Below are 13,615 nucleotides of genomic sequence, written 5' to 3'. Positions count from 1 at the left end.
CGGACGGGCTGCCGAAGTCTGCCAACGGACGCCGGCCGAAGCGGCTAGCGCCCTCCGATGGTGGCGTCCTCGCGATCCGCGTCCAACGGATCGACGATCTCCCCCTGCGGGGTGAGCGTGCCCTGTGCCAGCCGGGTCGCGCGGGGCGGCACCGGCGGCTCCAGACCAGCCACGACACGAAGGCCGGAGAGGACGTCATCGGGTCGCACGGCGGGCGTGACCTGCCGCACGACAAGGTCGATTATCGCACACGGCGCGGCGAACGCCCCCGACGGTGCTTGCGGGCCACCCGGTACAGCGAGCTTCACCACTGCGTGGCGCGCGTCGAACGCCCGGCGGCCCTGCTTGGTCATGCGCTCGACCAGCACCTCGTCGGCCGCGAGGAACGCCGCGACCGCCGCCTCAGCGGTGGCGGGCTCCACGTCCGGCAGCTCCAGCCGCCACCGCGAGGCGTCGATCCGGTCGGCCAGGCTCGTCCCCTCGTGGGCGACCACCGCGTCGAGCACGTCCAGGCCCGGCGACAGCGCCGCGTCCAGGGCCGCGCGCAACTCGCCCGGATCCACCGGCGCCTGCAGGCCGATCTCCAGGTACTCCGCCTCGCTGGCCACCCCGGTCGGGGCCGCGCTCGCGTACGAGATCTTGGGGTGGGGGGTGAAGCCCTGCGAGTACGCGATCGGCACGGCGGCACGGCGTACCGCCCGCTCGAGGGCGCGGGCGAAGTCCCGGTGCGACGTGAAGCGCAACGGGCCGCGCTTGGCGTAGCGGATCCGGATCCGCTGGACGACCGGGGCCTGGCCGCCCGGGGGCTGGTTCTTGGGAATCGCTGCACTCCTATCCGAGCTCGACGTACGGTGCCCATCATCCCTCGCCGCCCGGGCGACCGGCGTACCGGCCGATCGTTGAGCCCGGCATGAAAGCTCTTGTGCTGGCCGGAGGCCGCGGCACCCGGCTACGGCCGCTGACCAACACCTCGGCGAAGCAGCTGTTCCCGGTGGCGAACAAGCCGGTGCTGTTCTACGGCCTGGAGGCGATCCGCGACGCGGGCATCGTCGAGGTCGGCATCGTCGTCGGCGACACCGGCGCCGAGGTGCGGGCGGCGGTCGGCGACGGCTCCCGGTTCGGCCTGCGGGTGACCTACCTGCCGCAGGAGGCACCGCTGGGCCTGGCGCACTGCGTGCTGATCGCCCGCGAGTTCCTCGGCGACGACGACTTCGTCATGTACCTGGGCGACAACTTCCTGGTCGGGGGGATCCAGGAACTGGTCGCCGCGTTCGACCCCGCCGCGTACAGCGCGCAGATCCTGCTCACCCCGGTCGACGACCCCCGCTCGTACGGGGTGGCCGAGCTGGGCCGCAGCGGGCAGATCGTGGGGCTGGCGGAGAAGCCCGACGACCCGGCGAGCGACCTGGCCATCGTAGGGGTGTATATGTTCACCCCCGCGGTGCACGAGGCGGTACGCGCGATCAGCCCGTCGGCCCGGGGTGAGCTGGAGATCACCGACGCGGTGCAGTGGTTGATCAACCACGGCCACCACGTGCACTCGCACCTGATCACCGGGTACTGGAAGGACACCGGGCGGGTGCGGGACATGCTGGAGTGCAACCGGATCGTGCTGGAATCGATCGAGACACGGCTGGCCGGCACGGTGGACGACCGTACCGAAATCGTCGGCCGGGTCGTGCTCGAAGCCGGCGCCGTGGTGGAGAACTCGGTGATCCGCGGGCCGGTGGTGATCGGCCCGGACACTAAGATCATCGGTTCGTATCTGGGCCCGTTCACCTCGATCGGCGCCGGGTGCACCCTGGAGGACGCGGAGATCGAGTACTCCATCGTGATGAACTCGTCCGCGGTGCGCGGGGTGGCCCGGATCGAGGCGTCTCTGATCGGCAAGGGGGTCGAGGTGGTGCCGGCCCGGCGCGCCCCCAACACCCACCAGCTGGTCCTCGGCGACCACAGTACGGTTCGGCTGCGCGGATGAGGATCCTGGTCACCGGCGGTGCCGGTTTCATCGGGTCGCAGTTCGTCCGGGATCTGCTGGACGGCGACTGCCCGGGGTTCGAGGGCGCCCGGGTCACGGTCCTGGACAAGCTCACCTACGCGGGCAACCTGGCCAATCTCGCGGGATACGACGGGTACCGGTTCGTGCGTGGCGACATCGCGGATCCCGGGGTGCTGGCCGAGGTGGTGCCGGGCACCGACGTGGTGGTCAACTTCGCCGCCGAGACCCACGTGGACCGGTCGATCGTGGACTCCGCGGCGTTCGTGCGCACCAACGTGCTCGGCGTGCAGACCCTGTTGGAGGCCACCCGCACCGCCGGGGTCACCACCTTCCTGCAGGTCAGCACGGACGAGGTCTACGGGTCGATCCCGTCGGGGTCATGGCCGGAGACCGACCCGCCGCGGCCCAACTCGCCGTACGCGGCGGCCAAGGCGGGCGCGGACCTGCTGTGCCTGGCCTACCACCGCACGTACGGGATGGATGTGCGGGTCACGCGCTGCTCGAACAACTACGGCCCGTTCCAGTTCCCGGAAAAGGTCATCCCGCTGTTCGTGACCAACCTGCTCGACGGACTCCCAGTGCCGCTGTACGGCGACGGGCTCAACGTCCGCGACTGGCTGCATGTCGCGGACCACTGCCGGGGCGTGCGGCTGGTGCTGGCCAAGGGCGAGCCCGGGGAGATCTACAACATCGGCGGCGGCACGGAGCTGACCAACCGGGAGCTGACGGGTCTGCTGCTGCAGGCGTGCGGGGCGGACTGGTCGCGGGTGCGGCAGGTCGCGGACCGGCCGGGGCACGACCGCCGGTACTCCGTGGACATCGCCAAGATCCGGGCGCTGGGGTACGCCCCGGAGGTCGATTTCGCCGCCGGGCTCGCCGAGACCGTCCGTTGGTACCGGGCGAACCCGGCGTGGTGGCGTCCCCTCCGGAGCGCCTGAGATCGGGCCCCTTCCGGTCTCCCGGCGCGGCGCACCGGGAGACCGGAGTCGTTCGTGGACCGATGCTCACCGCCTCTTGCTGGCCGTTGGTTTCCATCCGGGGGCCGAGTACCCCGCGACGACGGTGAACTCGGCGGCCGGCACGTACACCACGAGGTTCAGCGCCGTGCTGGGGTCGATCGGTATGCGGTACACAGCCAACGCCCGGTAGTCGACCGCGAAGTCGACGCCACAGGCACGCAACGCCGCGATCTCCGCCGCACCGACCACACGCGTGTAGAGCAGCAGAGGTGGCCGCTGACCCCACGACGGCTTCCCGCCCGGACACGCCGCCCTGATGCTGGCCGCGTTGCGGCCGGCGTTCTCGGTCCAGACCTCCCCGACCGGCCGCCCGTCAAGCGCCAGCACCGCGCCAACCAACCCGATCATGGGACGGCCCGACGGCTCCACGTACGGGCGAAGCTGGCCGCGCAGTTCGGCGAAGGCCTTCGCCTCGGCGGGGTGGAACCGCAGCGACGCCAGCGCGGGGACACCGGCCGCCTCGGTGGCCGTGCGGTACGGGAAGGTGCGGTACGGGTAGCGCCACAGCCCTCCGACGGCGATGAGGCCCGCGGCCAGGACCGTCGCGGCCAACACGCTCGCGACCAGCCGGCGGCAGATGGCCGAGGCCGCCTCGATGCCGGTGAACACGGCAATCAGCACCGCCATCCAGGCCGCGAACCCACCGATCGCCCGCACCATCAACGGGCCGGTCGTGCCGATTGCCTGCCCGATCGGCACGAGCGTCAGAACGAGCAGCAGCATCCAGCCGCGCGGGCCACCGGCGCCGACGGTCGACCTCGTCGCGGACACCTGCGGCCCGGCCCACCGGCGGTGAACCCGCTCGCCATCCACGACCAGCACCGCGACGAGGATCGCCACGATCAGCGGAAGAGCGAGGGTCTCTACGTACCGGCCCGTGTACCCGGCCCCGCCATGCACGCCGGCTCCGTCCCACACCTGCTGAAGGGAGCGGCCGAACGCGACCACGGCGAGCACACCGGCGAACAGCCGAGCCTCGGGCAGCCACCGGACCAGCACGGCGACGGCGGCGGCGACCAGGAGGAGCCAATGCCGTGCCACCACCACGGTGGTCAGTTCGCCCAACTCCGTCAGGTACGCCCCCAGAACCGCGGTCGGCGGTTTGCCTTCGGCGGTCGTGATGAGCCGGTTGACGACGACGAGTTCGGCAAGCACGGTAGTGACCGGCACGAACACGGCCAGCATTGCCGGGACGGCGGCGACGCCGACCGCGGCCATGCCGGCGAGTCGGGTGATCTCACGGCGGGAACGGCGCCACAGCAGGGCGACCGCCGCGATAGCGGTCAGCGCGACTGCCGCCAGAGATCCCCATTTCACCAGCAACAACACCGAAACGGTCGTCCCGTAGCCGAACGCGAGGCGCAACGGTATCGGGCGGCCGCGGGCCAGGTGGCCGGCCGCGAACAGGATGAACGCCATACTCAGCAGGCCGCCGACAACGGTTCCGTCGTTGTAGCCGGGGCTCAGCGGCAGCCAGCCGCAGGCCACTCCCCCGGCGGCCACGATCGCCAGGATCCCGGTGACCTCCCACAGCCGGCTCGCCGGCGCGGTGGGGCGCTGCGCACGCAGCCACCACATCACGCTCCACCCGAACACGACGTGGAGTGCGACCATTGCCGCGATGCGGAACATCCGGAGGTGGGCGATGTTGTGCCCGAGCAACTCGAACACCGGCCCGTAGAGATACTGGGCCCCCGTGAAGGTGCGCAGATTCACGTCCCACCAGCGGTAGGACAGCAGGTAGAAGCTTTCTTCGGCGACGTTGAGCCCGCGTCCGGCGGACCGCAGGCCAGCGGCGACCCAGGCCAGTGTCACCGCGGCGCAGAATGCCGAGGCCAGCCCGAGCAGCACCGTGGCACGCGGTGGGACGCGTCGGCGAGCCCTTGATCCGCTGTCCGGGCGCTGATCCTCAGCCGCGACGACATCCGACATCAACGCTGTCATGCCCAAAATGCCAACTAATAGGGCATTTGTAATGAGAAGCGCGCTCCGGGGGGAAATCCGAAGGTCAGTTCGGCACGAGCACGGTGAAACCACCGGTCTGGTCAGGCGCGGCCAGCAGCCGGTAGTCGGCGAGCCGCAGACCGCACGGCTCGATGAGCCCGGCGTCGGTGGCCCGTACCGGCCGGTTGAACACCAGGACGGGGGCCCGGTCCGGAGGCCACGGCGGACCGGCGGCGCATTCCGCGGCGATCCCCGCCCGGATCCGTGCCGGGTCCGCCGGGGCGTACCAGCCCTCGCCGACCGTACGGCCGTCGAGCAGCACGACGATCCCCGCCATCTTGTCCAGGCCGATCACCTTGCGGCCGGGCGGGTCGAGGTAGGGCGCGAGGCGGGCACGCAGATCCGCGTACGCACGGGCCCGGGCGGGCTCGATCCGCACCCCGTCCAGTGCGGGCACTCCCGGGACGGCGGCGGTCGCCCGGTCTCGCGGGACGTCCCGGTACGGGTTGCGCCACAGCCCGCCGGTCGCCACGCAGGTCGCGACCAGCAGTGCCCCGGCGGCCACGGCCGTGGTGAGTCCACGGGCGACCACCGCGCGGCGGTCCAGGCCGGTGACCACGGCGACCAGCACCGCCATCCACGCGGCGAACGCCAGCACCGCCACCTTGAGCGGGACGTTGCTGGTACCGGATGCGACGGCCAGCGGCAGCACGGCGAGCCCGCCGAGCAGCACCCCGTCGCGGGCTCCGGTCCGCCACCGCGAACCGGGCCGGTGGCCGCCTGCCACCCACCCGGCGCCCGCCGCCAGCACCGCGACCACGATCGTGGCGAGCAGCGGGACGACGAACGCGGCGGAGTTGACCGGGCCGCCGCCGAGACCACCGTCGCGCACGGTGTACGCCACGGCACCGGCCAGCCCGACGGCGCCGAGCAGCCCGGCGGCGGCCTGCGCGGCCGGACGGTGTACCAGCGCCGCGAGCACCACGGCGCCGAGCAGCAGCGCGTACGCGTGGCCGAGCGTCGCCACTGTCGGGCGGGTCTGGGTCAGGTAGCGGGACAGCAATGTGGGTATCGCGAAGGAGCTCTGGGCCAGGAGCCGGTTGACCGCGATGATCGGCGGCAGTGCGGTGGTCAGCGGCACCACCAGCAGGTGCACCAGCGCGGCCCCAGCGCCGAAGCCGGCGAGCGCCCAGGCGGTCGCGCGCCACACCGCCCGCAGGCCGGCCGGTGCGAGGGCGAGTACGGCCAGCCCCGCGAGCATGCCCAGCGTCGCGACGGCCGCCCATTTGGTGAGCAGCACGGGCACCGCGAGCGCGCCGAACGCCACCGGCAGCCAGGCCGGCGCGGGGTCGCCACGTTCGGCGTGGCGGGCCAGGGCGAAGACCACCGCCGCGCTGAGCAAGGCACCGAGCAGGACGATGTCGTTGTAGCCCGGGGTCTGGGGCAGCCAGGCGTAGACCACGCCGCCGGCGGCGACGATGGTGGCCGCGCCGGCCGCCTCCCACACGCGGGTCGGCGGCGCGTCCGCCCGGCGTTGCCGTAGCCAGCGCATGAACGCGACGCCGAACAGCAGGTGGCCGATGAGGACGGTGCCGAGCCGGAAGATCCGCAACGCGACGATGTCGTGCCCGAGCAGCGCGAACACCGGGCCGTACAGGTACTGGCTGCCGGTGAAGGTGCGCTGGTCGGCATCCCACCACCGGTAGCTGAGGAGATAGAAGCCCTCGTCGGTGATGTCGAAGCCGCGCCCGGCCGCGCGGATCGCCACCGCCACCCACACCGCCGTGAGCGTGCCGGCGAAGGTCAGCACGGCCGCCGGTGCCGCGCGCCGCCGGGACACCGGGACGGGGCCCGCGTCCGGCCGGGTCAGGGTCGCGGTCACGGGCTCACCGGCCGGCCCTGGTCCGGAACGCCCACAGCCGGCTCAGCTGGTAGTTGATCACCGGGCCGGTGACGACCACGATGGCCTGGGCCAGCAGGACGTGCAGGCCGGCCAGCTCGACCAGGCTGGACAGTCCGATCACGGTGTACCCGAGCGAACCGAGACAGAGCAGGTAGAAGCGCAGAAAGCCACTGAGGAGCGGATCTGCGGCGCGGAACACCAGCAGCCGGTAGACCGGGTAGGTCACGACCGCGCAGATCGTGCTGACCGCCACCGCGATCACCAGGTAGGGCACGGTGCGCCCGGTGAGCAGCCATGCCGTGCTGAACAACACGTAGTAGAGCAGCGCGCCGGCGCCACCGGCCGCGAGATAGCGCATCCGCTGATCGGACGCGACCCGCACGATGACCGAGCGCACGGTGACCGACGCGGTCAAGCCTGTTACCTCCGGAGGGTCGCGGCCGTTGAAATCACCGCTAGATACTATAAGTAGCGTGAATTACCACTAAATCATTCTTTCTAGATACTTCACTGAGTCAGGATGCCTCCCGTGCCCGTGTCCATCGTGATTCCCTGCTTCCGCTCCCACGGCACGCTCCCGGAACTGGTCGCCCGCCTCGACCGCGTCATGCCGGCTTGCGCGGACCGGCACGAGATCTGGCTCGTCGTGGACGACGGCGAGGCGGCCACCTGGCAGACCGCGTCCGGGCTGGCCGCCACGCACCCATCGGTACGGGCGATCCGGCTGTCGCGCAACTACGGTCAGCACAACGCCCTGGTCGCCGGGCTGCGCGCGGCGAGGCACGACGTCATCGTCACCATGGACGACGACCTCCAGCACCCGCCCGAGCAGATACCCGCGCTGCTCCAGGCGCTCACCGGCGACGTGGATCTGGTGTACGGCGTCGCCGCCCACGAGGAGCACGGCGCCCTGCGCAGCCTCGCCTCCCGTACGGTGAAGATGGCGATGGCCCGCATGCTGGGCGTGCGGCACGCCCGGCAACTCAGTGCGTTCCGGGCCTTCCGCGCCCACCTCATCGCCGGCTTCGACCAGATCGCCGGCCCGCACACCTCGGTGGACGTGGCACTGTCCTGGGGCACCACCAGCGTCGCCGCGGTGACCGTGCCGATGAACCAGCGGGCGAACGGCAAGTCCGGGTACACGCTGCGCACGCTGATCCGGTACACCGTGAACATGCTGCTCGGCTACTCGACGCTGCCGTTGCGCCTGGTCACCTGGATCGGGCTGGCCGTCGGCGCGATCGGGCTGGCGTTGTTCGCCCGCCTGGCCTACCTGTACTTCACGGGCTCCACGACGGTGGCCGGCTTCACCACCATCGCCTCCGCGGTCGCCGTCTTCGCGGCAGCCCAGCTCATCGCGCTCGGCGTGCTGGGCGAGTACGTCGGCCGAATCCACACGGCAGGGATGGGCCGGCCCACCTACCTGGTACGGGAGACGGCCGGCGCCGACGCCGCCACCGATCCCGTGATCGGGCTGCCCGAACAGCCCGCCGGACGCATGGCCGCCGGGGCCGCGGGCCGCTGACCGGCGGCCCGGCCCCACCCGCGTCACCCGCTCCGGCGGGCCCGCAGCATCAGCGACACACCGGGCGCGCGGCGCACCGGCAGATACCGCTCGGCGACCACAACCGAGCGCAGCGCGGCGTTCACCGGCGCCGGCATCATCGTGAGCTCGTTGCCCGATGCCCGCTTGCGGGTCATGGCCACCACCGGGCGCAGCAGCACATTCCAACTCCACAGCTGCTCCACCCGCAGGCCCGCCTTGCTGATCACCCGGTGCAGGGAGTCCCGGTCGTAGCGCCGGAAATGGTGGCTGGCCACATCGTGGGCGGACCACAGGCGCATGTCGGCGGGCACGGTCACCAGCAGCGTGCCGCCCGGGCGCAGCACCCGCCGGATCTCCGCCGCCGCGAGATAGTCGTCCTCGATGTGTTCCAGCACGTCGAACGCGGTGACCAGGTCCAGCGTGCCGGAACCGCACGGCAGGTTCGTGGCGTCGCCGCGGATCACGGTCAGGCCGCGTTCCCGCGCCACCGCGGCACCGTCGGCGCTGTACTCCAGCGCCAGCGGGCGCCACCCCGCCGCCCGCAGCACCCGGGTGTTGCCGCCACCGGCCGCGCCGATGTCCAGGGCCGTGCCCGGCATGACCCCGCTGCGGTGCAGCTGCCGCAGCCACCGCGCCAGGATCGCCCGGCGCTCGCCGAACCACCAGTGCCGGTCCTCCACGGTGGCGAGTCTGCGGATGTCGCCAGCGTCCATATCGCTCCCTCAAGCTCGTCGATCGCTGCCTGTCGCCGGTCAACCGAAGCGGGTGCGGAACCGGCGCAGCGGCAGGCAGTTCGTCCCGCCGTCGTCGTCCCGCGTCATCGCGTCGATGCGCAGCAGCCCGGTGCCGCACACGACGGTGGGCCGGCCGCCGCGCAGAAAGATCACTTTCCCGGGTGCGCGGTTCGCCACCGCCACGTCCGGCTCCACGGCGACGTCCCACACCCGAACCGGCACACCGTTCATCCGGGTCCGGGCACCCGCGTACGGGGGACCCACCGCGTACACGAAGTCGCGCAGCCGATCGGCGGGACCGGCCCAGTCCATCTCGTAGTCGGCGTCGTCGCGCCACAGGCTGTACGAGGCCGCCCGCTCGTCCTGCGGCACGCCGCTGAGTCGCTGCCCCGCCGCGATGCGCGCGCCAATGTCGGCGGCGATCTCGGCGTACCCGGCGGCGACGAGATCGATGGCCTCGGCGATCCGGATCGGGCGCGGCAGCGGCACGGCCACCTGGGCGAGAATGTCCCCACGGTCGTACTCGGCGGTGGCCAGCAGAGCCGTGACACCGGCCCGGGCGTCACCCTCGATCAGCGCGGTCACCAGCGGGTTGAAACCGCGATGCCGGGGCAGCAGCGAGTCGTGGAACACCACCAGCGTGGTGTCCGGCCGGTCCGGGATGATCCACCGCCAGCCGACCGCCATCGCGTAGGCCGCGGGCGGCACGGCGTCCACCTGCGACCGGTCGAAGAACGACACGCCGCGCTGCGCGCAGGCGGCGGCCAGCGCATCGTACGAGCCGTCCCGGGTGCCCGGGTCGCGGGCCGAGATCACCGCCCGCATCACGCCGGGCACGGCCGCGCACAACGCGTCGAAGACCGCCAGCCCCTTGGCCGTCATCGCGTACAGGTTGAGGGTGGTCACAGCTCGTACACCGCCGTCTCGCCACGGCCGAACCGCAGCGTGGCGTAGCGGGCGAGCAGGTCCTCGCGGACGGCACCGTCCCGGCGGTCCACCATCAGCCAGCGCACCCCGAGGCCCCGTAGCCGCCGCAGAGTGTCCGGTCCGGGCCGGTGGAACGCCGCGTCGTTGACCGCCAGCCGCCCGGCGTCCCAGTACGGCACGAGGTTCCCGGACATCCCGGTCTCCACCTGCAGCCGGTTCACCGTCGGGGTGTAGCCCCAGCCCTCCACGAGGAACCGCCGCTCGGCGAACGCGGCGAACCAGAAATGCAGGTTGTCGCAGGACCGGGCAGCGAACTTGCGGCAGTGCGCATTGGTCGCCACGAGATCGTCGGGGTCGGTGTGACCCCGGATCCACGCCGCGCTCTCGCGGGTCCCCGCCGGCCACGACGGCACCTGATCCGGCTCCGGCGCCCACCGCGCCCCGGCCGCCGCCCGGACGTGATCCGACACCACCACCGTGGAGGGCACCACGCTGATCCCGAGCATCACCGCGACGGCGAAGACCGCCGCCCACCCGCGTGCGGCGTACCAGGCAATCGCGGTCAGTGCGGCGACCAGTCCGACCAGCCACAGGTTGGCGCTCACCACCTCGACGAGCACCGGACCCCGGCCGTCCACCGCGACCGTCGGCGCCGTGTCCCGGCCCAGCTCGCGGATCACCGCCGCTCCCGCCGCACCCGACACCATCGCCACCGTCACCACCAGACCCACCCGGCGCGTCCACGGCCCGGCCGCGCCTGGGTCCCTGCGTTGCCGGGCGGCATCGGTCAGCAGTGCCAGGCCCGACACCGCGGCCACCACCAGGAACGGCCGGGCCGCCACCAGGAACCACGTCTGGCTGAAGCCGTAGTGGTTGATCAGCAGCACCGCGCCGAACCCGGCCACCCCGATCCCAGTAAGCAGCACGTGCGCCGGATCCCGCCACCGCCCGCGAACCCAGGTGGCCGCCGCGCCGCCCCACATCATCACCCAAGCCAGCAGCGTCACGGCCGTGATCACGGCGAGGGACCAGCCGGTGGCCGGAACCGTGCCCATCCTCAGCGCGCCCAGACCGGTCGAGGCGCCCAGACCGTAGCGGGACAGACCGCCGAGCGGATCGATCACCATGCCCTGCGACACCCCGCCGAACAGCACGAACTGGGCGAACAGGATGCCCGGCAGCACCACCGCCATCGCGGCCAGGGCCGGGCGGTGCCAGCGCCGCTGACCGATCAGCGTCACGCCGGTGACCAGCAGCAGACCGCACATGACCAGCGGCAGATAGGTGGCCTTGGCCCCGCAGATCACCGCGACGAACGCGCAGAGCAGCAGCCAGTGGCCCCGCCGACGGCCGGTCGATCGCAGGAGATCCACCAGCACCATCACCAGGCCGACGCCGATCAGCGCCGCGAACGTCTGGGTCGGACTGGAGAACAGGCCGAAGCGCAGTACCACCCCGTCCTCGACCGGCCCCAGCCCGTTGGCCACGTAGGTCTCCGGGGGCCGCCACCCGTACGGATAGGGTGCGACCCCCGCGAACGTCAGCAGCGCGGCCAGCGGCCCGGGCCACCAGCGACCCGTCACCTGCCGGGTCAGTGCACTCACGGCGAACGGCAACCCGCCGAGCAGCGGCACGAAGGACAGCCGCAGCAGCAGCGTCTGCGGGTCCACCCCGGTGACCCAGCTGGCCGCGGCCATGTCCGCGTACGAGAACCAGTGGTAGCTCAGCGGCTCGCCCTGCAGCCACGGCACCTGCGGCGGCAGGTGGTGCCGCAGCTCGCCGACCAGCGCGAGCTGGAACGGCAGGTCGGCGTCGTTGAAGGCGTAGTCCACCCCACGGGTACGCATGAAGTAGACCGCCGACCAGAGCAGCACGGCCGCGGCGATGCCCGTGTTGGCCCAGATCCAGCCCAGCGGGGCCCGCTGCGCGCCGGCCTCGGCGCGCCAGTACCGCCGCAGCGGCCGGACCGCGGCGAACAGCACCAGCACCGCCAGCGGCGCCAGCACCACCGCGCGGGGCTGGCCCAGCGCCCGCGCCGCGAAGTAGGCGGCCACCTCGAGGACGTAGCCGAGCGCCAGGCCGGGCCCGGCATCCTCGGCCAGCGACCGGGCCTGCCGCCGCGCGGCGCGCCACAGCAGCACCCCGGGCGCGGCGATCAGGCCCAGCACGTACGCGGCGAACACCGCCAGGTCGGCGGCGGGCGCGCCGTAGCGGTGCAGCGCGTACGCGGTGGGCGGGCCCAGCAGCAGCACCGGCAGCCAGGCGGCGAGGCGGGGCCGGGGCCGGACGTCCGGTGCGGTGGGTTCCCCGTGCCCGGCGCGATCGGCCTGAACCGGGATGTCGCCCGCGAGCGAGGTGGTCACGACGGCACCTCGGCGCGGTGCTCCCGCTGGGCCGGGGCGGCACCCGGGCCGGGCCTAAACGACCGGACCGCGTCGATGACCCGCGCGACCTCCTCGTCGGACAGTCCCGCGTACAGCGGGAGCCGGACCAGCCGGTCGGCCACGGCGGCGGTGACCGGGCACCCGCCCGGTCCGGTGCGGCCGAATCGCCGGCCGGCCGGAGCCGAGTGCAGCGGCTGGTAGTGGAAGGTGCCCTGGACACCCTGTTCGGCCAGGTGCTTCAGCATCTCCTGCCGCTGCTCGAGGCTGGGCAGCAACAGGTGGTAAAGGTGCGCGGAGTGCCCGATGCCGGGCGGCACGGCCGGGTGCACCAGGTCGAGGTCGGCGAAGGCCGCGTGGTACGCCGCCCAGACCGCGTGTCGCCGGCGCTGGATCTCACCGAACGCCTCCAGCTGCGCGGTGAGCCCGGCCGCCAGCACGTCCGACGGCAGATAGCTGGAGCCCAGGTCCATCCACCGGTACTTGTCCACCTGGCCCCGGAAGAAGCGGCTGCGGTCGGTGCCCTTCTCCCGCAGGATCTCCGCCCGTTCCGCGAAGCGCGCGTCGTTGATCAGCAGCGCGCCGCCCTCGCCGCACTGCACGTTCTTGGTGGCGTGGAAGCTCTGCGTGGCCAGCGCGCCGAACGAGCCCAGCGGCCGCCCCCGGTAGGTCGCCCCGAGCCCGTGCGCGTTGTCCTCGATCACCGGGATGCCGTGCCGCCCGGCGATCTGGAGCACCGTGGACATCTCGCAGGCCACCCCGCCGTAGTGCACCACCACGATCGCCCGGGTGCGCGGCGTGATCGCTGCCTCGAGGGCACGCTCGTCGAGGTTCAGCGTGTCCGGCCGGCAGTCCACGAACACCGGCACCGCCCCGCGCAGCACGTACGCGTTCGCCGTCGAGACGAACGTGAACGACGGCATGATCACCTCGTCGCCGGGCCGCAGGTCCAGCAGCAACGCCGTGATCTCCAGGGCGTGCGTGCACGACGTGGTGAGCAGCGCGGACGGTGCCCCGGTCAGCTCCCTGAGCAGCGCCGTGGCGCGCCGCGTGAACGGGCCGTCCCCGCTGGTGTGCCCCGAGGACGCCGCCTCGGTCAGGTACTCGAGCTCACGCTCGGCGAGAAACGTACGGTTGAACGGGATCTGCACATCCCGTTCAA

General features: G+C 72.5%; 11 protein-coding genes. 3 read left to right on the top strand and 8 right to left on the bottom strand.

Annotation, left to right across the window (positions count from 1 at the left end):
• Positions 1-44 precede the first annotated feature (44 nt).
• A complete protein-coding gene (locus tag EV385_RS22020; RefSeq protein ID WP_130513484.1) occupies positions 45-767 on the bottom strand; it encodes a TIGR03936 family radical SAM-associated protein in 723 nt (240 codons plus the stop codon).
• A gap of 143 nt (positions 768-910) precedes the next feature.
• Between EV385_RS22020 and EV385_RS22015 the strand changes: the two genes are divergently transcribed.
• Together EV385_RS22015 and rfbB are read left to right on the top strand one after the other, a co-directional pair.
• Complete coding sequence (locus EV385_RS22015) at positions 911-1,978, top strand: glucose-1-phosphate thymidylyltransferase (RefSeq protein WP_130511169.1); 1,068 nt, start codon at positions 911-913, stop codon at positions 1,976-1,978.
• Entirely contained in the window at positions 1,975-2,937 is a 963-nt protein-coding gene (gene rfbB / locus EV385_RS22010; RefSeq protein ID WP_130511168.1) for a dTDP-glucose 4,6-dehydratase, read from the top strand. Before EV385_RS22015 ends, rfbB begins: the two co-directional genes overlap by 4 nt.
• A gap of 66 nt (positions 2,938-3,003) precedes the next feature.
• Here rfbB and EV385_RS22005 read toward each other — a convergent pair whose 3' ends face one another.
• From EV385_RS22005 to EV385_RS21995, 3 genes are read right to left on the bottom strand one after another with little or no spacing between them, the layout of a single operon-like run.
• Positions 3,004-5,055, bottom strand: a complete 2,052-nt coding sequence (locus EV385_RS22005) for a hypothetical protein (protein ID WP_130511167.1) — start codon at positions 5,053-5,055, stop codon at positions 3,004-3,006.
• Positions 5,027-6,844 (bottom strand): hypothetical protein, encoded by a 1,818-nt coding sequence (locus tag EV385_RS22000; RefSeq protein WP_130511166.1) that lies wholly within the window; start codon positions 6,842-6,844, stop codon positions 5,027-5,029. Before EV385_RS22000 ends, EV385_RS22005 begins: the two co-directional genes overlap by 29 nt.
• Positions 6,845-6,848: 4 nt before the next feature.
• A complete protein-coding gene (locus EV385_RS21995; RefSeq protein WP_130511165.1) occupies positions 6,849-7,280 on the bottom strand; it encodes a GtrA family protein in 432 nt (143 codons plus the stop codon).
• 114 nt (positions 7,281-7,394) lie between these two features.
• On the opposite strand from EV385_RS21995, the gene EV385_RS21990 reads away from it, so the two are divergent.
• A complete protein-coding gene (locus tag EV385_RS21990) occupies positions 7,395-8,390 on the top strand; it encodes a glycosyltransferase family 2 protein (RefSeq protein WP_130511164.1) in 996 nt (331 codons plus the stop codon).
• Positions 8,391-8,413: 23 nt separating this feature from the next.
• Here the strand turns inward: EV385_RS21990 and EV385_RS21985 are convergent, their stop codons facing one another.
• Genes EV385_RS21985 through rffA form a run of 4 tightly spaced genes read right to left on the bottom strand, consistent with a single transcriptional unit; the run spans position 8,414 to position 13,604 of the window.
• Entirely contained in the window at positions 8,414-9,124 is a 711-nt protein-coding gene (locus tag EV385_RS21985; RefSeq protein ID WP_130511163.1) for a class I SAM-dependent methyltransferase, read from the bottom strand.
• Between the two features lie 39 nt (positions 9,125-9,163).
• Entirely contained in the window at positions 9,164-10,051 is an 888-nt protein-coding gene (locus EV385_RS21980) for a methionyl-tRNA formyltransferase (protein WP_130511162.1), read from the bottom strand.
• Positions 10,048-12,435: a hypothetical protein gene (locus EV385_RS21975; RefSeq protein WP_130511161.1), complete on the bottom strand. Its 2,388-nt coding sequence runs from the start codon at positions 12,433-12,435 to the stop codon at positions 10,048-10,050. The genes EV385_RS21980 and EV385_RS21975 overlap by 4 nt, the downstream gene beginning before the upstream one ends.
• Positions 12,432-13,604, bottom strand: coding sequence for a dTDP-4-amino-4,6-dideoxygalactose transaminase (gene rffA, locus EV385_RS21970; RefSeq protein ID WP_130511160.1), 1,173 nt, complete (start codon positions 13,602-13,604; stop codon positions 12,432-12,434). Before rffA ends, EV385_RS21975 begins: the two co-directional genes overlap by 4 nt.
• Positions 13,605-13,615 lie beyond the last annotated feature (11 nt).

The organism is Krasilnikovia cinnamomea, from assembly GCF_004217545.1.
GTDB classification, from domain to species: domain Bacteria; phylum Actinomycetota; class Actinomycetes; order Mycobacteriales; family Micromonosporaceae; genus Actinoplanes; species Actinoplanes cinnamomeus.
Note: the sequence above shows the minus strand (reverse complement) of the source record. Positions and strands in the feature narration are given on the sequence as shown.